At 65.9% G+C, this 18,519-nt stretch carries 19 protein-coding genes, 2 tRNA genes and 1 pseudogene; 18 read left to right on the top strand and 4 right to left on the bottom strand.

Features of this window, described 5'->3' with window-relative positions; genetic code table 11:
* The first annotated feature begins 139 nt into the window (after positions 1 to 139).
* Positions 140 to 215: transfer RNA gene (locus tag ACYVD0_RS20100), tRNA-Val, on the top strand.
* Positions 216 to 251: 36 nt separating this feature from the next.
* Positions 252 to 328 (top strand) — tRNA-Asp (locus tag ACYVD0_RS20095).
* A 266-nt stretch (positions 329 to 594) separates the two neighbouring features.
* Here the strand turns inward: ACYVD0_RS20095 and ACYVD0_RS20090 are convergent.
* Positions 595 to 1,551, bottom strand: coding sequence for a hypothetical protein (locus ACYVD0_RS20090; protein WP_460428441.1), 957 nt, complete (start codon positions 1,549 to 1,551; stop codon positions 595 to 597).
* A 310-nt stretch (positions 1,552 to 1,861) separates the two neighbouring features.
* On the opposite strand from ACYVD0_RS20090, the pseudogene ACYVD0_RS20085 reads away from it, so the two are divergent.
* Both ACYVD0_RS20085 and ACYVD0_RS20080 read left to right on the top strand, forming a co-directional pair.
* Positions 1,862 to 3,098, top strand: a pseudogene (locus tag ACYVD0_RS20085) (chromosome partitioning protein ParA).
* Positions 3,099 to 3,104: 6 nt separating this feature from the next.
* Positions 3,105 to 4,046, top strand: coding sequence for a 1-aminocyclopropane-1-carboxylate deaminase/D-cysteine desulfhydrase (locus ACYVD0_RS20080; RefSeq protein WP_460428440.1), 942 nt, complete (start codon positions 3,105 to 3,107; stop codon positions 4,044 to 4,046).
* 7 nt (positions 4,047 to 4,053) lie between these two features.
* Here the strand turns inward: ACYVD0_RS20080 and ACYVD0_RS20075 are convergent, their stop codons facing one another.
* Positions 4,054 to 5,043 carry a DUF1853 family protein gene (locus ACYVD0_RS20075; RefSeq protein ID WP_460428439.1) on the bottom strand — a complete coding sequence of 330 codons (990 nt, stop codon included), beginning with the start codon at positions 5,041 to 5,043 and terminating at the stop codon, positions 4,054 to 4,056.
* A gap of 42 nt (positions 5,044 to 5,085) precedes the next feature.
* On the opposite strand from ACYVD0_RS20075, the gene ACYVD0_RS20070 reads away from it, so the two are divergent.
* Genes ACYVD0_RS20070 through ACYVD0_RS20060 form a run of 3 tightly spaced genes read left to right on the top strand, consistent with a single transcriptional unit; the run spans position 5,086 to position 7,800 of the window.
* Complete coding sequence (locus tag ACYVD0_RS20070) at positions 5,086 to 5,973, top strand: NAD kinase (RefSeq protein WP_460428438.1); 888 nt, start codon at positions 5,086 to 5,088, stop codon at positions 5,971 to 5,973.
* A complete protein-coding gene (locus ACYVD0_RS20065) occupies positions 5,973 to 6,959 on the top strand; it encodes a metallophosphoesterase family protein (protein WP_460428437.1) in 987 nt (328 codons plus the stop codon). The genes ACYVD0_RS20070 and ACYVD0_RS20065 overlap by 1 nt, the downstream gene beginning before the upstream one ends.
* Entirely contained in the window at positions 6,943 to 7,800 is an 858-nt protein-coding gene (locus ACYVD0_RS20060; protein WP_460428436.1) for a rhomboid family intramembrane serine protease, read from the top strand. Before ACYVD0_RS20065 ends, ACYVD0_RS20060 begins: the two co-directional genes overlap by 17 nt.
* 10 nt (positions 7,801 to 7,810) lie before the next feature.
* Here ACYVD0_RS20060 and ACYVD0_RS20055 read toward each other — a convergent pair whose 3' ends face one another.
* Entirely contained in the window at positions 7,811 to 9,097 is a 1,287-nt protein-coding gene (locus ACYVD0_RS20055; RefSeq protein ID WP_460428435.1) for an OprD family outer membrane porin, read from the bottom strand.
* Positions 9,098 to 9,331: 234 nt separating this feature from the next.
* Between ACYVD0_RS20055 and ACYVD0_RS20050 the strand changes: the two genes are divergently transcribed.
* From ACYVD0_RS20050 to ACYVD0_RS20010, 9 genes are all read left to right on the top strand, one after another.
* Positions 9,332 to 10,018: a thermostable hemolysin gene (locus ACYVD0_RS20050; protein ID WP_460428434.1), complete on the top strand. Its 687-nt coding sequence runs from the start codon at positions 9,332 to 9,334 to the stop codon at positions 10,016 to 10,018.
* Entirely contained in the window at positions 10,002 to 11,462 is a 1,461-nt protein-coding gene (locus ACYVD0_RS20045) for an acyl-CoA synthetase family protein (RefSeq protein WP_460428433.1), read from the top strand. Before ACYVD0_RS20050 ends, ACYVD0_RS20045 begins: the two co-directional genes overlap by 17 nt.
* 10 nt (positions 11,463 to 11,472) lie before the next feature.
* A complete protein-coding gene (locus tag ACYVD0_RS20040; protein ID WP_460428432.1) occupies positions 11,473 to 12,126 on the top strand; it encodes a TenA family transcriptional regulator in 654 nt (217 codons plus the stop codon).
* A gap of 10 nt (positions 12,127 to 12,136) precedes the next feature.
* Positions 12,137 to 12,928, top strand: coding sequence for an SDR family oxidoreductase (locus ACYVD0_RS20035; RefSeq protein WP_460428431.1), 792 nt, complete (start codon positions 12,137 to 12,139; stop codon positions 12,926 to 12,928).
* A gap of 34 nt (positions 12,929 to 12,962) precedes the next feature.
* Positions 12,963 to 13,619, top strand: coding sequence for a tetratricopeptide repeat protein (locus tag ACYVD0_RS20030; protein ID WP_460428430.1), 657 nt, complete (start codon positions 12,963 to 12,965; stop codon positions 13,617 to 13,619).
* A gap of 23 nt (positions 13,620 to 13,642) precedes the next feature.
* Positions 13,643 to 14,302, top strand: a complete 660-nt coding sequence (locus ACYVD0_RS20025) for a response regulator transcription factor family protein (protein ID WP_460428429.1) — start codon at positions 13,643 to 13,645, stop codon at positions 14,300 to 14,302.
* Positions 14,302 to 15,720 (top strand): sensor histidine kinase family protein, encoded by a 1,419-nt coding sequence (locus tag ACYVD0_RS20020; RefSeq protein WP_460428428.1) that lies wholly within the window; start codon positions 14,302 to 14,304, stop codon positions 15,718 to 15,720. The genes ACYVD0_RS20025 and ACYVD0_RS20020 overlap by 1 nt, the downstream gene beginning before the upstream one ends.
* A gap of 108 nt (positions 15,721 to 15,828) precedes the next feature.
* Positions 15,829 to 16,254 carry an HIT family protein gene (locus ACYVD0_RS20015; RefSeq protein ID WP_460428427.1) on the top strand — a complete coding sequence of 142 codons (426 nt, stop codon included), beginning with the start codon at positions 15,829 to 15,831 and terminating at the stop codon, positions 16,252 to 16,254.
* 3 nt (positions 16,255 to 16,257) lie between these two features.
* A complete protein-coding gene (locus ACYVD0_RS20010; protein WP_460428426.1) occupies positions 16,258 to 16,467 on the top strand; it encodes a SlyX family protein in 210 nt (69 codons plus the stop codon).
* Positions 16,468 to 16,509: 42 nt separating this feature from the next.
* Here the strand turns inward: ACYVD0_RS20010 and ACYVD0_RS20005 are convergent, their stop codons facing one another.
* Positions 16,510 to 17,127, bottom strand: a complete 618-nt coding sequence (locus ACYVD0_RS20005; RefSeq protein ID WP_460428425.1) for a cold-shock protein — start codon at positions 17,125 to 17,127, stop codon at positions 16,510 to 16,512.
* A gap of 264 nt (positions 17,128 to 17,391) precedes the next feature.
* On the opposite strand from ACYVD0_RS20005, the gene ACYVD0_RS20000 reads away from it, so the two are divergent.
* Both ACYVD0_RS20000 and ACYVD0_RS19995 read left to right on the top strand, forming a co-directional pair.
* Positions 17,392 to 17,655, top strand: coding sequence for a YeaC family protein (locus ACYVD0_RS20000; protein WP_460428424.1), 264 nt, complete (start codon positions 17,392 to 17,394; stop codon positions 17,653 to 17,655).
* On the top strand, positions 17,655 to 18,482 hold the full coding sequence (locus tag ACYVD0_RS19995) for a DUF2797 domain-containing protein (RefSeq protein WP_460428423.1): 828 nt from the start codon (positions 17,655 to 17,657) through the stop codon (positions 18,480 to 18,482). Before ACYVD0_RS20000 ends, ACYVD0_RS19995 begins: the two co-directional genes overlap by 1 nt.
* Positions 18,483 to 18,519: the final 37 nt, after the last annotated feature.

The following is an 18,519-nucleotide window of genomic DNA, read 5'->3' as shown; positions in this document are numbered from 1 at the left end:
CTTTCGCGGGATTGAACATGGGGAGGCGCGGCCTTGTCATGTCCCCGGCAATTATTGGTTGTTCCTTGGTAAAAAATCAGGCTGGCTGTTGACTTGGCTCTGATTCATGAGTAAATTGCGCGCCACCTCGCAAGGCGACGGCTGATTAGCTCAGCTGGGAGAGCACCTGCATCACACGCAGGGGGTCGGCGGTTCGATCCCGTCATCAGCCACCATAGCTTGCGAGAGATGGACGAAAGTCCAACCGACATGCAGCGGTAGTTCAGTCGGTTAGAATACCGGCCTGTCACGCCGGGGGTCGCGGGTTCGAGTCCCGTCCGCTGCGCCATATAAAAAAGCCTTCAGATAATAATATCTGAAGGCTTTTTTATTGAACTCGCTTTTTAATTTAATGGTCATCTGATTCGTCTAGGCTTTTTTGGCATGGACTTTGTCTGTTGCCTTTCCAAATAACCAGCCGATCAGGAGCGATCCCTATGGATGACTATCAAGAAGAACTGCTCGAATTCCACGCTGCCGAACGGGATCCCGCGGATCCCCCGGAACCGGCGGAAGACGCCACCGAAATGTGAGTACTCGGCCGTGTGTCTGCAGTCACCGGCTCTCCGCCGGAAGGCTTGTCGAGAGTTGCGGAATGACCCGGATATTCAGCAGATGGCTGCCAGGCGCTTTCCTTTCCTGTGCAGGAGCTGACCATCCGCAGCAGCCCGCCAGGTCTTCGAATGGCCACAGGCGGCCCCGCAGGAACAGCGCAATGCTGGTTTTCGTACCGGCTGTCCTCACCAGGCTGGGTGACTGGCATCCCTTGCGGCTGACCAGTACCTTCATCTTCTCCGTGTGAACCTCTTGTACCGTGACCTGCCCGGTAGCCTTTGCCAGGCAAGGTTGCGCATGGGGCGGACCGAGCAGATTGCCGTCCGGGCCGAAAGCCGGGGCAAGGTTATAGAGCGGACCCTTGCCTGTGCGCAGTTTGCCGTTCTCCAGGCGAGGCTCGGGCAGTAGCAGGGAGCCCGCCAGCAGGGTGATGCGATACTCCCGGGCCAGGGAGCCGAAAAGCTGCTGGTAGTCGCGGGCCATCCCTTCCGCCTTCATGCGCAGCAGGGTTTCCCCCATTCCGGGAAAACCTTCGCTCTGCAGCCAGGCCCAGGCCAGTCGGTGTGGATTGTCTAGGGCCAGCCATGCCTGGGCTTCGGGAAGGCTCCGGGCGCTGTAGAGTTCGACCCTTTCGTCGCCGAGCAGCAGCCAGGTCCCGATCTGGTCGGGCAGAGCGACCACGCTGTGCTCGTTGAGCAAGCCACTGCCACGCGCCCTGTCCAGAATGGCGGCGAGTTTTAGACGCAGATGCTCCGGGCTCCGATAGTCGCTGGGAAACAGCTCGGGACGGATGGCCAGCAGATTGGCCTTGGAGTCCACCGTTCCCTCTTCGTAAATGAGCGCACTGCGCAGGTCGGTGAGGTAATGTCCGGCCGAGCGTGGTGCGCTCCAGTTCGCATAGATGCCGAGGAGGGCGGCGAGGATCAGCAAGGCCAGAATGGACTGGAGTTTGCGCATGAGCTGGATGGCGGCGGGAAAATTCCCTCAGGGTAGGGTGGGATGTCAAGAATGCCAAGCCGCCGATGGCTCTTGCGGAACGGATGAGAGTAATTGTGTATCAAAAGGCTATCATTGAGTGTTTCACAGTTTCGCCCTATGGCCGTCGGGCGTGGACGCCGGTCCGAGTGACTGCCGATTGCTTCACGCTGCCGCTTGGCTTTTTTTACCTAGACTTGGTTTGCCTTGCGGAACAGCCGGCGCTGCGGTCTGAAACCATGCGTCAGAAATAACACGATAAGGGACCAAGACCGTGCAGAAAAAACTGAAAATGGTTGAGGCCGTGATGTTCTTCAATGAACATGGCGTATGTCGGGAAATGCTCTTGCCGGAGTTCGAAGCCGTACTCGATGGAGTCGTTGGTCTGCCAGATCTGGCCGATCAACAGGTGCGTCTTGCCTACCTGCTTATTTCTCCCGGACTCGAGGTGCGAGCTGCCGTCTTCTTTCATCTGGATTTCGACGAAGATGGTGCAGCCGATTCCGGTTGGAATATCCCCTTGCGGCAACTGTCGGAGCGCGCTGGCCCGGGTATGGATCTCGGTGCCGGACCGATCCGCCTGGTCTGCCACAGTCAGTGCCCGGTGCCCTGGCATCGGATGCATCTGTGGGATCCCGAACCGCAAGATCTGCTGTCGTTGCGTGATGCGGCCAAGCGCAACCACCTCGGTTTGCTCGGCGAAGAGGAAGGAGTATCGACGGCTGGTGGGGCTTCGTCGCGCTTGCAACCGGCCAGGAACCAGGGGCCGCTTCCAATCGCCGGTGTCCTGCCCGGCAAGGACCGGAGTGACGGGCAGCGCCAGAAGACTGCCTGCCTGATCAAACGACAACGCCTGTATATCCGTGATCTGAACCGCTACCACGAGGAGGCGCTGGGAGGGCTGAAGCAGGCCGCTGAGCGCCAGGCCAAGGCCCAGCAGGCCGAGGTGCAGCAGTTGCGCGAACAGCTGCATCGACAACAGGAGCTGAATGCCAGCCTCGAGACGCAACGGCAAGCCCAGTCCGAGTCCCTTGCGCGAGCATGACGCACAGGCGGACGAGCAGCTTCGCATCCAGCAGGCGCTGCAGGGCCGAGTGGGTGAACTCGGAGCCGAGCTGGCTGCCCACAAAGAGTGGGAGATGCAGGGGCAGGAGGAAACTCTCAGGCTCAGGCATGAGCAGCTGGCGGCCCAGGGTGTCGAGCAGGCACTCGAGAAGCTGGCCAGCCTGGGCCTGACCTTCGTGGTCTACCATCCCGGTGCGGGTCACCTGACAATTCCGCTGCAGGACATCGCACGCTACCAGGAGAACCCCATGACCTACGTCGCGGCCAAGTGCTCGGTCAGCGAAGAGCAGTACCGCCAGTGGCTGGACCATTTCCAGCAGCCGGCCTGCGTGGCCGGGTTGTCCGGCGGCAGGCGTTGCGCACTGCCGATCGACCGAGTCGACAGTCCCCTGCGTTTCGTCGCGGGTGAATCCAACTGCTGTTCGCGGCACAAATCGGGTAGCCGCCTGCGCAACGCCAGCTGAGTCCCGGTGCTGGACATCTGCTGGTCGCCGCAGGCTCCACTTCAGCCCCTTGCGCTCGACTGGCTGGCTGCTGCCGGCGTCCAGGTCGGCGTGCTGCGGCTCGACCTGATCGACCCGCTGATCTCCGGCAATAAATGGTACAAGCTGGTGCCCCATCTGGCGGCTGCCACACGCCAGGGGGCAAGGGGGTTGATCAGCCTGGGCGGCCCTCATTCCAATCACCTGCACGCGCTGGCTGCGGCAGGGCAGCGTTTCGCCTTCCCCACGGTGGGTCTGCTGCGCGGCGAGCCCTGCGAAACGCCGACCGTGAGTGATCTGCAGACCTTTGGCATGCGCCTGCACTGGCTGGGCTACAGCGGTTATCGGGCACGCCATCGGGAGGGTTTCTGGAATGCTTGGCGCGACTGCTATCCCCATCTGCATCCGGTAGCGGAAGGTGGTGGCAGCCTGATCGGTGCGCAGGGTTGCAGGGTTCTGCGGGAAATGCTGTTGTCCCGGTTGGAGGCACTCGGCTGGTCCGATTATCACGGCTGGTGGCTGGCTGCCGGTAGCGGAACCACGCTGGCCGGCCTGGTCCTTGCCGAAGCCGGGGCACATCCGGTCCATGGCGCCTTGGCGGTGCCGGCGAGTCACGGCGTGGCGCCGCAGGTCCGAGCGATTCTCGCCGCGGCTGGCGTGGCCGATACCGGTTATCGTCTACTGGACGCCAGTCGTGCTGGGTTCGCCCGGCTCGACGCGGAGCTGGCGCGCTTCATCCTCGACAGCGAGCGGGAGGGGGGCATTCCCCTAGACCCCGTCTATACCGGCAAGGCCCTGCTGGCACTGCGCGAGGAGGTCGAGCGGGGCGGGATTCCCCACGGCAGCCGGCTGGTTTTCGTGCACACCGGCGGGCTGCAGGGGCGGCGGGCGCTGGCCGAGCGCCTGCAGATGCTGGGTTCCCGGGACTGATCCCGCGCTAGGGGGCGTCCGGCCAGCTATCGCCAACCAGAAATACCCGCTCCGCCTCGAGCCACTCGCCGGTTTCGCCCACGATCAGCCGGGCCAGCAATTGTGCCGGTGCTTCAGGCTCCAGCCTCGCGTACCAGGCTTGCAGAGTCTCCCGTGTCCAGAGATCCGCCATCTCGAAGCGGACCGGAGCTAGCCAGGCGTGGCGGGGCAGGGGTTGCCAGTGACCAGCGGGACCGCTGGCCAGAAAGTCCAGCCAGTCGCGTCGGGCTAGCCAGCGACCGCGCAGGTGCGCCGGATTGGCGCCGTCGGGGGACGGGCAGCCATCCGGCCAGGGATAGAACAGATAGCCGCCGAGCCAGCCGCTGGCCTGCAGGTCGGCGATGCCGAGCTGGTTTAGGATGACCTGTGCCGCCGGACTGCTCGATAGCGGTAGCTGATGCCGGCCGAGGCGTTCCAGCTTGAGGTCGAGCCGGTCATGCCGGCCGGGGCCGATCCACCGGGCCGGATGGTGGCCAGCGCTTCCTGCCGGCCCGAGATAGAGCTTGATCGCCAGTTCCAGGTGATGTACCCCTTCGGCATCCTGCAGCAGCAGGTCCAGCTCACCCAAAGTGCTGCTGCCCAAGCGAATCGGCAGGTTGGCGGCGAGCAGGCGGACCCCCGGCGCGCTGTTCAGGGCGAACTGCCAGAGCCGCTCGTAGTAGAGGCCCAGGCGGCGCGTCGGGTGCTGCGCCAGCCAGGCGTCCAGCGGAGTGCTGCAGGCATCCAGCGCCTGCAGCCAGTCGGCCAGGCCGGCCGGGTCGCGCGCCCAGTGGCTGGCCGCCAGCGGATGGCGCTGCGGCCAGGGAGTGGCGGAGAGCAGGGGCGGCGACAGCAGGGTCCAGGCCAGGTCGCGTACCGGGGGCTGGCGAAGGCGCGCAGGGAGATCGGCGAGGCTGCCGAAAGGCCCCGTTTCCCCCCCGTTGGGGGTGGTTTGCCGCTCTGCCCAGCTTTCCCGCATAATCGCCTCTTGCCTGTAATCGCAGCCCCCCGCAGGAGCCCCATGGAGCACTTTCGCAATATTGGCATCATTGGTCGCCTGGGTAGCACCCAGGTGGTGGACACCATCCGCCGACTGAAGAAGTTTCTCCTTGACCGACACCTGCATGTGATTCTCGACGAAGGTATTGCCGAACTCCTGCCCGGGCATGGTCTGCAGGTGTCCTCGCGCAAGCAGCTGGGCGAGGTCTGCGACATGGTCATTGTCGTCGGCGGCGACGGCAGCATGCTCGGCGCGGCGCGCGCCCTGGCCCGCTACAAGATACCGGTACTGGGCATCAACCGCGGCAGCCTGGGTTTTCTCACCGACATCCGTCCCGACGAGCTGGAGACCAGGGTCGCCGAGGTGCTCGACGGCCAGTACACCGTGGAAAGCCGCTTCCTGCTGGAAGCCCAGGTGCGCCGCAAGCTGGAGCCGATCGGTCAGGGCGATGCGCTGAACGACGTGGTGCTGCACCCGGGCAAGTCGACGCGGATGATCGAGTTCGAGCTGTACATCGACGGGCAGTTCGTCTGCAGCCAGAAGTCCGACGGTCTGATCGTCTCCTCACCGACCGGCTCCACCGCCTACGCCCTGTCGGCCGGCGGGCCGATCATGCATCCCAAGCTGGACGCCATCGTCATCGTGCCCATGTATCCGCACACCCTGTCGAGCCGGCCGATCGTGGTCGCCGGTAACAGCGAGCTGAAGATCGTGGTGTCGCCGAAGATGGACATCTACCCCCAGATTTCCTGCGATGGGCAGAACCATTTCACCTGTTCGCCCGGCGACATAGTCACCATCAGCAAGAAGCCGCAGCGGCTGCAGTTGATCCACCCGCTGGACCACAACTACTACGAGGTGTGCCGGACCAAGTTGGGCTGGGGCAGCCGTCTGGGCGGTGGCAGCTAATGCTAGTGGATCCGCTACGCAGTTACGACCTGATCGGCGACATACATGGCTGCGGCCATAGCCTGGAGGCCCTGCTCGAACGCCTTGGCTATCGGCGCCAGGGCGGTGTATGGCGCCATCCGTGGCGGCTGGCGCTGTTCGTCGGCGACATCGTCGACCGCGGCCCGTGCATCCGCGAGGCCCTGCATCTGGTGCACGACATGGTCGAGGCTGGTCAGGCGCTGTGCGTTATGGGCAACCACGAGTACAACCTGCTGGGCTGGTCCACCGAGGCGCCGGCCGGCAGCGGCCAACAGTACGTGCGCGAACACACCGTGCGCAACGAGCACCTGATCCACGAGACGCTGACGCAGCTCGCCAACCACCCGGGCGACTGGCATGCCTTCCTCGGTTGGTTCTACGAGCTGCCACTGTTCATCGACGCCGGCCGTTTCCGGGTCGTGCATGCCTGCTGGGATGCCAGCCTGATCGAGCCGTTGCGCCGGCAATACCCGGATGGACGGATCGACGAGCCTTTCCTGAAGGACTCTGCGCTGCCCGACAGTTTTGCCCACCAGGTCTTCGAACGCCTGCTGCGCGGCATCAACATGCGCCTGCCCCACGGCATGACGCTGACCGGGCGGGACGGTCTCACCCGCGAGACCTTCCGTACCAAGTTCTGGGCGGACGAACCGCTGACCTACGGCGATATCGTCTTCCAGCCGGACGCCTTGCCCGAGCTCGTCGCACAAATGCCGATTTCCCAGGCGCACAGGACCGAGCTCCCATCTTATGGCGCCGATCAGCCGCCGCTGTTCGTCGGACACTACTGGCGCCGCGGAGAGCCGACGCTGATTCGTCCCAACCTGGCTTGTCTCGACTACAGTGCGGTGATGTTCGGCAAGCTGGTGGCCTACCGGCTGGACCAGGAAACCCGACTCGATCCCGACAAGTTCGCCTGGGTCGAGGTGGAGCGCCCGGAGGCTCCCCATGAATACAGCGATTGAGGCCTTGCGTCTGCCGCTGGGGATCGATCTCAGCGGTTTCGTCGCCCTGTTGCAGCGTCTGGGCGTGCCGCACCGGGTCAGCGAGGATGGCGGCGAGCAGGTGCTCTGGGTTCCCGATGCCCGCCTGGCCCAGGAGGTGAGCCTGCTCTATGCACGCTTTCCCGAGGGCGATCCGCAGGCGATGCTGGCGCCGCCCCGCCGCGCATCCGGCATTTTCCGCCAGCTGCGCCACAGTCCGCTGACCTCCCTGATGCTGCTCGCGACCCTGCTGGTGGCGGCCCTGACCCTGCTTGGGGAAAATCTCGCCACCGTCGGCTGGCTGACCTTCCAGGAGTTCTACATCCAGGGCGACTACCTGTATTTCGTTCCCCTGGCGGAAAGCCTTGCCGCCGGGCAGTGGTGGCGCCTGCTGACGCCGATGCTGATCCACTTCGGCTGGCTGCACCTGGCGATGAATGCGCTCTGGTACTGGGAGCTGGGGCGGCGCATCGAAGCGCGCCAGGGCGCCCTGATGGTGCTGCTCCTGACCCTGCTGTTCAGCCTGGCATCCAACGTCGCGCAATATCTGTTTGGCGGTCCGGCGCTGTTTGGTGGCTTGTCCGGAGTGCTCTACGGCCTGCTTGGCCACTGCTGGATCTTCCACCGGCTCTCGCCCGATGCAGCCTATCGCCTGCCGCCGGGGGTGGTGGTGATGATGCTGATCTGGCTGCTGGTCTGCCTGTCCGGCCTGGTCACCGCCCTCGGGCTGGGTGCCATCGCCAACGCCGCGCATGTCGCCGGACTGGTCGCCGGCTGCCTGACCGGCGCCATCGGCGGCGCCTGGGCGCGCCGCAGAGGCTGAGTCCGGGGCTTCAGAGAAGGTCGAGCGGATATTCGACGAACAGCCAGATCTCGTTCAGATCGTGGCCAAGGTCGCGGCTGGTGCGGTAGATCGAGCCGTAGAGGTTGATCGACAGGTCCTTGGCTGCGCCTTCCGGCACCACGTATTGGATCTGGTTGTAGAACTCCCGCTCGCTCGCCGTGCCGTCCTGGCCGGTGTCGATCTTGCTGCCACGGACATAGGCGGTCTTCCAGCTCAGGCCCGGCACCCCGTAGTCGGCGAAGTCCAGCTCGTAGCTGAGCTGCCAGGAGCGTTCGTCCTTGCGGTTGAAGTCGGAATAGAAGGCGTTGGCCAGATAGTTGGCATCGCCACCGTCACCGAAGTCGAAATCGTAACCGTGGGTGACCGGCTGGCCATTCTCGTCTAGGTTCTCGATGCCGCCAATGGAGCGCTGCCAGGCGAGGATGACGGCATGGGCACCCCAATGGTAGGTGACCATCAGACTCCAGATGCGGTTGTCCTCGTCCTTGCCGGTCTGGGTGTAGTCCCGCTCGTAACGGGTCCGGTAGAAATCGAAATCGAACTCCAGGGAGCGCTCTTCGGCCAGGGGCAATTGCCAGGCGATATTGGCATAGCGCTTCCTGGCCACCTCCTCGATGTCGGAGAAGTACAGGGCGGCGCTCAGCTGGTCGCTGAATGCGTAACTGCCGCCGACGAGCTCGATCGATTCCAGTTCCCGCCCCGGCACATCCCATCCGCTGTGGTTGTTGTCATTCTGCGCCGTGAAGCGCCCGGCGTGCAGGGTCAGACCGTCGATCTCCTCGCTGGTGAGCAGGGTTCCATGGAAGGTCTGCGGCAACAGGCGGGAGCTGTCGTAGGACAGCACCGGCAAGGCGGGGAGCTGGTCGCCGTATCTCAGTACCGTATTGGAAAAACGCAGTTTGAGGGCGACGCCAAGCTCGCCCAGATCCTCTTCGGTATTGCCGTTGCTGTCGGTGGGGAAGTAGGCAATGTCGCCATCGTCGCGGCTCTTGCCGGTGTCGAGCCGAACGGCGAACAGGCCGTAGGCGTCCAGCCCGATGCCGAGGAGGCCTTGGCTGAAACCGGATCTGAAGGTGGCGATGAAGGCCTGGGCCCAGCGGGACTGGTCCCGCACGCCGTCCTGATTGTCGCGATACACGTAGCCATTGCGCAGCAGCAGGCTGGCGCTGGCGTCTTCGACGAATCCCCCGGGCTCCGCCGGGCTGGCGACGGCCTCCCGGAAAACCGTCGCGGCCAGGCTCAGGGCGATCAGCTTCCATCCGATCCTTGCGGGCATCGGGATGCGGCTCCTGTTGATTTGTATTCGCTGTCGTGCGCTTGGGGCGTCGTTTTCGAGCGGCAGCGGTCATTGCTTGGCGGTGAATCGAATGTAGCTTAGCCGGTCTGGCGTCGGTGGATGTGCGATGCGCTGGACGATGGAGACCGGCTTGCCTGCTTTTACAGGCTTAAGCGTTTGTTAAGGGTGGGGCACAAGAATGTTCCTAATCCCCTACCCCTTGAGGTCTGCAAGATGGCGCTGTCATGGGAACAGCACAAACCGCTGGCACTGATCGGGCGCCAGCGGACGCTGAGTGTGCACCTGGTCAGGCCATATCCGGGCTCGACCCGTCGCCGCGAGCTGGAAGCCTTCATTCACGCCCGCTTCGCCGACTACTACGCAGCGCGCATCCATCATTTCATGCCCTGTTTGCTGGGCTTCGAGGATGAGGACGGAGAGATGCAGGCGGCGGCTGGTCTGCGTCCTGCCATAGGGGGGCAGGGTCTGTTTCTCGAGCGTTATCTGGATGAGCCCATCGAGAGCGTTGTTACCGACCGCACGGGCTTGCCAGTGGCACGCAAGGATATCCTCGAGGTGGGCAATTTCGCCGCCCAGGGACCCGGCGGGGCGCGCCTGCTGATCACCGCGCTGACCGACCTGGTGGGCACGCAGGGCTTTCGCTGGGTCGTCTTCACCGGGACGGCGATGCTGCTGAACAGCTTCCAGCGCCTGGGCCTGCCGCTGGTCGAGCTGGGTCCGGCGGACCCGGCCCGCATGGGGGCGGATCTGGCTGACTGGGGCCGTTATTACGACACGCATCCTGAGGTCATGGCGGCGAACGTCGCCGAGACCCACAAGCGCCTGCAGTCCTCCGGCGTCTACCAGCGCCTGGGGTATCGGCCACTGTATCGGGAGATCGCCGATGTCGCCTGCGGTTGAGTCCTTCTGGCAGATCCTGGCGGCCCATGGCGAGCGGCCGGCCTTGCAGGAGGGCGAGCGTCGGCTGAATTACCGTCAGCTGCTCGACGAGGCCGGGGAGCGAGCCGGACATCTGCGGCGAATCGGTGTCCGGCGCCTGTCGCTGGAGCTGGACAACGGCATCGAGTGGGTGCTGTGGGATCTGGCGGCGCTGCGGGCCGGTGTCGTCTGCATTCCCCTGCCGGGATTCTTCTCCGTGGATCAGCAGCGCCATGTGCTGGACAATGCCGGCGTCGATACGCTGATCGCCGCCGACCTCTCCCGGCATGCGCTCCTGGGCTTCCTGCCGCTGGCCGAGCAGCTCGCGCAGCGTCGGCCGCAACAGGTCGCCGAGCTGCCGGCAGGGACCGTGAAGATCACCTACACCTCCGGCACCACCGGCCAGCCGAAAGGCGTTTGCCTTGATGCCGACCTGCAGTTGCGCGTGGCGGCAAGCCTCTGGCAGGTCTGCGGGCCAAGCGGGATCGAGCGTCATTTGTGCGTGCTGCCGCTGGCGGTCCTGCTGGAGAGCGTCGCCGGTCTCTATGCGCTGCTGCTGGGCGGGGCACTGGTCGAGCTGGCAGCGCTGGCCCAGGTAGGCCTCGAAGGCGCCAGCCGCTTCGATCTGCCGCGCTTTCTCGGGGCATTGCAGCGCAGCCGTCCGAACAGCCTGATCCTCCTGCCGCAGCAGCTGCTGGCCTGGGTTACGGCCCTGGAAAGCGGCCAGCCGCTGCCGGATTCCCTGCGCTTCGTTGCGGTCGGCGGCGGGCGGGTTGCGCCGCAGCTGCTGGAGCGCGCCGAGGCCCTCGGCCTGCCGGTGTTCGAGGGCTATGGGTTGTCCGAATGCGCCTCGGTGGTCTGCCTGAATACCCCCGGACAGCGCCGTATCGGCAGTGTCGGCCGGCCGCTGGCGCACCTGGCGGTGCGCCTGGCCGAGGATGGCGAAGTGGAGGTTCGCGGCGCGCGGATGCTCGGCTACCTCGGCGAGCCGGCGCCGGCCGGCGACTGGCTGGGCACTGGCGATCTCGGCCACTTCGAGGGCGACTTCCTGATCCTGCACGGGCGCAAGAAGCACCAGTTCGTCACCGCCTTCGGGCGCAACGTCAATCCGGAATGGGTCGAGGCCGAGCTGATGCAGCAGTTGCCGATCGCCCAGGCCTGGCTGCACGGCGAGGCGCAGGTGGCCAACGTGGCAGTGCTGCAGCCGCGCTCGGCCGAGATCACCGACGAGGCGCTGGCGCAGGCCGTGGCACGGGTCAACGCCGGCCTGCCGGACTATGCCCGCGTCCACCACTGGCTGCGTGCCGAGCAGCCGTTCGGCGTCGCCAACGGCCTGGCCACCGCCAATGGCCGGCTACGCCGGGGGGCGCTGCTTCAGCGTTACCGGGCGGCCATCGAGCATGTGCTGGCCACCCTCATCCCTTGAAGGAGACAGCATGGATTTCCATACGAGGTTGCAAGAGCAGACTGCAGCCGAGCGCGACTACCTGCTGGCGGCGCCGCTCATCGGGCAGGCTCTGCAGGGACAGCTCAGTCTGGCCAGCTACCTGGCGTTTCTCGGCCAGGCCTACCACCACGTCAAGCACACCGTGCCGCTGCTGATGGCCTGCGGCGCGCGCCTGCCCGAGTGGCTGGAATGGCTGCGCGAAGCGATCGCCGAGTACATTGAGGAGGAATACGGCCACCATGAGTGGATCCTCAACGACATCCGTGCCTGCGGCGGAGATGCCGAGGCGGTGCGCAAGGCCACGCCCAACCTGCCCACCGAGTTGATGATCAGCTACGTCTACGACCGCATCAACCGCGGCAGCCCGGTGAGTTTCTTCGGCATGGTCCAGGTGCTTGAGGGGACCAGCGTCGCCGTCGCCACCCGCGCCGCCGGGTCCATCCAGGCGTCCCTGGGACTGCCGCCGCAGGCATTCAGCTATCTGACCTCCCACGGCAGCCTCGATCTCGAGCACATCGAGCTGTTCAAGCGGCTGATGAAGCGTCTGGAGGACGGCGAGGACCAGGTCGCGGTGGTACATACCGCGAAGGTGGTCTATCGCCTGTATGGCGACCTGCTCCGTAGCCTACCGTTGACCGCCTGAGGAGGTGGATATGCAGTTATCCGATTGTCGGGGATTGCTCATCGGGGCCAGTGGTGGCATCGGCCAGGCGCTGATCGTCCGGCTCTGCGAGGCCGGCGCCCGGCTGCTCCTGGTAGGCCGCCATCTCGAGCCCCTGCAGGCCCTGCAGAAGCGCTACCCGGCACAGCTGGAAATCGCCCAGGCGGACATCGCTGAGGTGGACGGACGCCAGGTAGTACTGGTCGCGGCCCGGCGTTTCGGCGGGCTGAACATCCTGATCAACGCCGCCGGGGTCAACCGCTTCAGCCTGCTGGAGGACCATGACGAGGAGGGCATCGCCGCCCTGATCGGGCTGAACGTCACCGCCACCCTGCAGCTCACCCATCGCCTGCTGCCGCTGCTGCGCCTGCAGCCGCGTGCCCTGGTGGTCAACGTCGGCTCGACCTTCGGCTCCCTCGGCTATCCCGGCTTCACGGCCTACTGCGCCAGCAAGTTCGCTGTGCGCGGCTTCTCCGAGGCTCTGCGCCGCGAGCTCGCCGATACCCAGGTCAAGGTGCTCTACGTCGCGCCGCGGGCGACCCTCACGGGCATGAACGCCGACAACGTGGTGGCGATGAACGACGAGCTGAAGGTGGCGATGGACGATCCGCAGACGGTGGCCACGGCACTCGCCGAGGCGATCCTGCGCGAGCAGGAGGAACTCTACCTGGGCTGGCCGGAAAAGCTCTTCGTGCGCCTCAACAGCCTGTTGCCGCGGGTCGTCGACCAGGCCCTGCGCAAGCAGTTGCCGGTCATCCAGCGCTTTGCCCGCGGCAAGTCCTGAGCGAAGATCCCACACCCACCGAACGAGGCACCCCATGAACACATCCATCCTGCGCGGATTGCTGCTGGGCGGCGCGCTGGTCTGCAGCCTGCCCGGCTTCGCCTTCGGTGAGGCCGGCACCCTGAACCTGCAGCATCTGCAGAGTCGCTGGGCCGAGATCAGTTACCAGCTGCCCGAGGTGCAGCGGGAGGCGGCCTTCGAGCGTCTCGCCGGCGAGGCCGAGATGGCGCTCAAGAGCGAGCCGAACTCGGCCGAGCTGCTGATCTGGCGAGGTATCGTCCTCAGTACCTGGGCTGGAACCAAGGGTGGGCTGGGTGCGCTGGATCTGGCCAAGCAGGCTCGGACGAGCTTCGAGCAGGCCCTGGCGATCGATCCCAAGGCCCTCGACGGCTCGGCCTACACCAGTCTCGGCACCCTCTACTACCAGGTGCCGGGCTGGCCGCTCGGCTTCGGCGACGACGAGCGCGCCGAGACGCTGCTCAAGCAGGCCCTGGGCCTGAACCCTGACGGCATCGACCCCAACTACTTCTATGCTGACTTCCTGTATCGCGAGAAGCGTTATCCCGAGGCGCTCGCGGCGCTGCATAAGGCGCAGGCCGCACCGCCGCGCCCCGGCCGCGGCGTCGCCGATGCCGGCCGGCACAGGGAAGTCGAGGCGCTGCTCGGCAAGGTCCGCGCCGAGCTGAAATGAGCTGAGGGAGAGGCGACCGGGATATGCGCATTCTGCTGGTGGAGGACGATGCGGCGCTGGGCGAGGGCATCCGCACCGCGCTCAAGCCCGAGGGCTACACGGTCGACTGGCTGCAGGACGGCGCCGCCGCGCTGCATGCGCTGGGCTGCGAGAGCTTCGACCTCTGCGTGCTCGATCTCGGCCTGCCGCGGCTGGACGGCCTGGAGCTGCTGCGGCGCCTGCGCGCCGCGGGCAATCCGCTGCCGGTGCTGGTGCTGACCGCGCGCGACGCCACCAGTGAGCGCATCGCCGGGCTGGATGCCGGTGCCGACGACTATCTGGTCAAGCCGTTCGACGTCGCCGAGCTGAAGGCGCGGCTGCGCGCGCTGCTGCGGCGCAGCTTCAATCGCCCGCAGCCGGTCCTGGAGTACCGTGGCATCCGTCTCGATCCGCAGAGCCAGGCGGTCAGCTACCAGGGGCGGGACATCGCCCTGGCGCGCAAGGAGTTCCTGCTGCTGCACGAGCTGCTGGCGCAGCCGGGCCGGGTGCTGACCCGCGACCGGCTGCAGCAGGCACTCTACGGCTGGGAGGAGGAGGTGGAAAGCAACGCCCTGGAGGTGCATGTCCACCACCTGCGCCGCAAGTTCTTCCCCGAGCTGATCCGCACGGTGCGTGGCGTCGGCTACATGGTGGACAAGCCCTGATGCGCTCGATCCGTGCCCGGACCCTGTTCCTCGTCCTCGGTGTGCTGACCCTGTCCCTGTCGCTGATCTCCTACAAGAGCTACCGGGATGCCCAGCACGAGATCGAGGAACTGTTCGATGCGCAGCTGGCGCAGACCGCCCGGCTGCTCGCCGGACTGGTCGGTCGCGAAATGCTCGAACGCGAGCGCGGGGAGGTGCAGGCCATGCTCGACGAGGCGCTGGCGATGCAGACCCTGCCGGGTGGGCATGCGGCGCTGTCGCTGGGCCATCGCTACGAGGGCAAGCTGGCCTTCCAAGTGTTCGACGAGCAGGGCCGGCTGATGCTGCATTCGGCGAGCGCCACGCACTCCCTGTTCTCCAGCCTGCTGGCGGAGGTGCCGACAGCCTTGGCCGAGGAGCGGCTGATCGGCTATCACCTGCTGGAGCTGGAGCCGTTCCGCTGGCGGGTCTTCGTCCTCCACGACCGGGCCGACCGGCGCTGGATCCTGGTGGGCGAGCGCGAGGATGTGCGCGGCGAACTGGCGGGCAAGATCGCCAAGCGCAGCCTGATGCCGGACCTGTTCGGCCTGCCGCTGCTGGCGCTGCTGGTCTGGCTGGCGATCGGCTGTGGGCTGCGTCCGCTCGAGCGGATGGTCGGGCTGATCAGGGCGCGCGATCCGAACAACTTGGCGCCGCTGCTGCTGGCGCCCCTGCCGCGGGAGCTGGAGCCGGTGATGGCGGCGCTCAACCGCCTGCTGCTGCAGCTCACCCAGCTGCTGGAGCGCGAGCGCCAGCTGCTCGCCGCCGCCGCCCATGAGCTGCGTACGCCACTGGCGGTGCTGCGCATCCATGCGCAGAACGCTCTCGAGGCGCCGGATCCGGCCGACCGCGCCGAGGCGCTGCGCCAGCTGGAGCCGGGTGTCGAGCGGGCGACCCGGGTGGTCGGGCAGCTGCTGGCGCTGGCCCGCCTGGAGCCGGCGGCGGTGCAGCTGAACATGGCCAGCCTCGACCTGGCCGCCTTCCTGCGCAGCGAGCTGGCCGAGCTGACGCCGCTGGCGCTGGCCAAGCGACAGGAACTGATCCTGGAAACCTCCGGCGAGGGCGGCTACGAGCTGCGCGGCGATGCGCCCAGCCTGGCGATCCTGGTGCAGAACCTGGTCGCCAACGCCGTGCAGTACACCCCGGTGGGCGGGTGCATCCGGTTGCTGCTCGAGGCTGGCGCGGGCAGCCTGCTGCTGCGCGTGCAGGACAGCGGTCCGGGCATCCCGCCGGCGCTGCGCGAGAAGGTGTTCGAGCGCTTCTTCCGGGGGGGCGATGGCCAGGGCGCCGGGCTCGGGCTGTCCATCGTGCGCCGGGCGGTGGAGCTGCACGGCGGCGGGATCGCCTTGGGCGAGTCGCACTTCGGTGGGCTGGAGGTTTCCGTTCGTCTTCCCCGTTAGCTATGCTGCGCAGCTCCGGCGCACTGCCACCCTCGCGTGATGAGCGGGTGCGGTAATTCTCCAACAGCTTGCTAAGATCCACTCGGAATCCGAACAAGGAGATCGGTCATGTTCGCTCTGGATTCACGTTTACAACAAGACACCCTGCCAATCGGCGATTTCCCGCTATGCCGTCTGCTGCTGATGAAGGATGCCCACTATCCCTGGTTCATCCTGGTACCGCGGCGGGAGGAAGTCAGCGAGCTGTTCCAGCTCGATGCCGAGGACCAGCGGGTCCTGTGGCAGGAAACCACCGAACTGGCGGAAACTCTCAAGGACACCTTCGGCGCCGACAAGATGAACGTGGCCACCTTGGGCAACATGGTCGCCCAGTTGCACATGCACGTCATCGTGCGCCGGCGCGACGACGCCGCTTGGCCGGCCCCCGTGTGGGGGCAGCATCCGGCGCAGCCATACTCGGCCGAACAGGTTGCCGCCATTCGCGACAAGCTGCGCCTGGTGCTGACCGGGGACTTCCGCTTCATCGAGGACTAGAGCATGAGCCTGGAAACGCGCATCAACGATCTGGAAACCCGCCTGGCCTTCCAGGACGACACGATTCAGGCGCTGAACGATGTGCTGGTCGCCCAGCAGCGGGTGGTCGAGCGCCTGCAACTGCAGCTGGAGGCACTGGCCACGCGCCAGGAGGCGCTGATCGACGAGCTCGGCTCGGTGGAGGACGACGGGGCGCCGCCACCGCACTATTGATGGAGGATCATGCCCGCACCCCGTCGGGTCGCGGGCTTTCCCTCAGCGCCGGGCATGCGGACGGGCGACCACGTCCTCGGCCTGCAGTCCCCGATCGCACCGGGTCACGCTGAACTCCACCCGCTGGCCTCCGACCAGCATCCGCGGCCCTTCGCCGCGAATGGCGCGAAAGTGCACGAACACATCTTCCCCGGTATCGCGGGCGATGAAGCCGAAGCCCTTGGTTGTGTTGAACCACTTCACAATGCCGGTTTCGCGCCCGCTCCACTCCCGCTCGTCCGTCTCCTCTCTGATCTGGGGCTGGCCCTGCTGCGGCGCGGCGCGGCGGCCCAGGTTGAGGCCCAGGTGCAAGAGCACGGCGGCAGCGGCGCTGGACAGGCTGAACAGTACGGCCGGCTGTCCGCCGATATACTCCAGCGGCACCAGAAGGATCAGAGCCTGGAGCTGCACGCTCAGCATCAGCAGGCCCGAGACCAGCCGCTGCGCCGGATGGGCGACGCGCCGGGCGCCGGGCGCCTGGAGCAGGTTGAGCAGGCCGAACAGATTCAGGTAGACGGCATTGGCCTGTTGCAAGAGGGGCAGGGCGTCGCTGCCGAAAGTAGGAACGAGCGACAGCGGCAGGGCCATGCTCCCTGTCGCGAGGTGAAGGATCTTCAGCATGTTCGATGGCTCACGATGAAAATGAAAAAGTCGGTCCGGTAAATAAATAGCCAATCGGGGCTTGGCGCTGCCCGATCCGGCCAAGTGACGTTGCAAAAAAACGCACGGTGCGCGGCCGGTGATTATCGACCCGCCGGAAAGTGCGTTTCATGCGCTGGGACACAGGAGGGCGTCCAGTTTTCGGCAATCTTCCGGGCGGCCGCGCACGGGGCAGTCCCCACGGCTCTGGGTTAGAATGCAGGCAGAATCCTGCAGGAGCTGTCCATGTCGTCCTTCAAAAAAATGATCGAGAACATCACTCTGGAGATGTACCAGAGCCTCAAGCTGGCGGTGGAAATCGGCAAGTGGCCGGATGGCCGCAAGCTGACCCAGGAGCAGAAGGAGCTGAGTCTGCAGGCGATGATCGCCTGGGAGATCCAGAATCTGCCGGAGGAGGAGCGCACCGGCTACATGGGCGAGCAGAAGTGCAAGTCGAGCGGCGAGCCGATTCCCAACCTGCTGTTCAAGCCCTCGGACACCCTGCACTGATGGCCGAGCTTGCACGCGGTGCGCTGGACAAGATGGCGACACGCCTCGACGCCCCGGTGTACTACGCCCTGCGCCTGGGTGAGGAGGAAATACCGGTCAATCCGCTGATCGGCAGGCCCCTGCGCCTGGAGTACCTGGGCGCGATCCATTGCAGCCATTGCGGGCGCAAGACCAACAAGAGCTTCGGCCAGGGTTACTGCTACCCCTGCTTCAAGAAGCTGCCGCAGTGCGACAGTTGCATCGTCAGCCCGGAAAAGTGCCATCACGCCCTCGGTACCTGCCGCGACCCGGCCTGGGGCGAGCGCTTCTGCATGACCGAGCACGTCGTCTATCTGGCTAACTCCTCCGGAGTCAAGGTTGGCATCACCCGTGCCAGCCAGGTGCCGACCCGCTGGCTCGACCAGGGGGCCAGCCAGGCGCTGCCGATCCTGCGCGTCGCTACCCGCCAGCAGTCCGGACTGGTGGAGGATCTCTTGCGCAGCCAGGTCGCCGACCGCACCAATTGGCGCGCGCTGCTCAAGGGCGACGTCGCGCCGGTCGATCTGCCGGCCGTGCGCGAGCAGCTCTTCGACAGCTGCCGGGATGGCCTCGAAGCCCTGCAGGCGCGCTTCGGCCTGCAGGCGATCCAGCCCCTGATTGATGCCGAGCCTGTGGAAGTCCGCTACCCGGTGGAGGTCTACCCCGATAGGATCGTCAGCCTCGATCTGGACAAGACGCCGGTGGTGGAGGGGACCCTGCAGGGCATCAAGGGCCAGTACCTGATCTTCGACGTCGGAGTGATCAACATCCGCAAGTACACGGCGTACCAGTTGGCGGTCTCGGCCTGAGCCGAGCCCGGTTTTTATCCCCTCACCCCACCCGCTT

The sequence above is a fragment of the Azotobacter armeniacus genome (genome assembly GCF_054779355.1).
This window is presented reverse-complemented; position numbering and strand designations above follow the sequence as displayed.

What these genes read in the sequence shown, in the direction of transcription:
- ACYVD0_RS20090 (WP_460428441.1), bottom strand. Translation starts at nt 1,551, where the DNA reads ATGCGCAAACTCCAGTCCATTCTGGCCTTGCTGATCCTCGCCGCCCTC.
- ACYVD0_RS20075 (WP_460428439.1), bottom strand. Translation starts at nt 5,043, where the DNA reads ATGCGGGAAAGCTGGGCAGAGCGGCAAACCACCCCCAACGGGGGGGAA.
- ACYVD0_RS20070 (WP_460428438.1), top strand. Translation starts at nt 5,086, where the DNA reads ATGGAGCACTTTCGCAATATTGGCATCATTGGTCGCCTGGGTAGCACC.
- ACYVD0_RS20065 (WP_460428437.1), top strand. Translation starts at nt 5,973, where the DNA reads ATGCTAGTGGATCCGCTACGCAGTTACGACCTGATCGGCGACATACAT.
- ACYVD0_RS20060 (WP_460428436.1), top strand. Translation starts at nt 6,943, where the DNA reads ATGAATACAGCGATTGAGGCCTTGCGTCTGCCGCTGGGGATCGATCTC.
- ACYVD0_RS20055 (WP_460428435.1), bottom strand. Translation starts at nt 9,097, where the DNA reads ATGCCCGCAAGGATCGGATGGAAGCTGATCGCCCTGAGCCTGGCCGCG.
- ACYVD0_RS20050 (WP_460428434.1), top strand. Translation starts at nt 9,332, where the DNA reads ATGGCGCTGTCATGGGAACAGCACAAACCGCTGGCACTGATCGGGCGC.
- ACYVD0_RS20045 (WP_460428433.1), top strand. Translation starts at nt 10,002, where the DNA reads ATGTCGCCTGCGGTTGAGTCCTTCTGGCAGATCCTGGCGGCCCATGGC.
- ACYVD0_RS20040 (WP_460428432.1), top strand. Translation starts at nt 11,473, where the DNA reads ATGGATTTCCATACGAGGTTGCAAGAGCAGACTGCAGCCGAGCGCGAC.
- ACYVD0_RS20035 (WP_460428431.1), top strand. Translation starts at nt 12,137, where the DNA reads ATGCAGTTATCCGATTGTCGGGGATTGCTCATCGGGGCCAGTGGTGGC.
- ACYVD0_RS20030 (WP_460428430.1), top strand. Translation starts at nt 12,963, where the DNA reads ATGAACACATCCATCCTGCGCGGATTGCTGCTGGGCGGCGCGCTGGTC.
- ACYVD0_RS20025 (WP_460428429.1), top strand. Translation starts at nt 13,643, where the DNA reads ATGCGCATTCTGCTGGTGGAGGACGATGCGGCGCTGGGCGAGGGCATC.
- ACYVD0_RS20020 (WP_460428428.1), top strand. Translation starts at nt 14,302, where the DNA reads ATGCGCTCGATCCGTGCCCGGACCCTGTTCCTCGTCCTCGGTGTGCTG.
- ACYVD0_RS20015 (WP_460428427.1), top strand. Translation starts at nt 15,829, where the DNA reads ATGTTCGCTCTGGATTCACGTTTACAACAAGACACCCTGCCAATCGGC.
- ACYVD0_RS20010 (WP_460428426.1), top strand. Translation starts at nt 16,258, where the DNA reads ATGAGCCTGGAAACGCGCATCAACGATCTGGAAACCCGCCTGGCCTTC.
- ACYVD0_RS20005 (WP_460428425.1), bottom strand. Translation starts at nt 17,127, where the DNA reads ATGCTGAAGATCCTTCACCTCGCGACAGGGAGCATGGCCCTGCCGCTG.
- ACYVD0_RS20000 (WP_460428424.1), top strand. Translation starts at nt 17,392, where the DNA reads ATGTCGTCCTTCAAAAAAATGATCGAGAACATCACTCTGGAGATGTAC.
- ACYVD0_RS19995 (WP_460428423.1), top strand. Translation starts at nt 17,655, where the DNA reads ATGGCCGAGCTTGCACGCGGTGCGCTGGACAAGATGGCGACACGCCTC.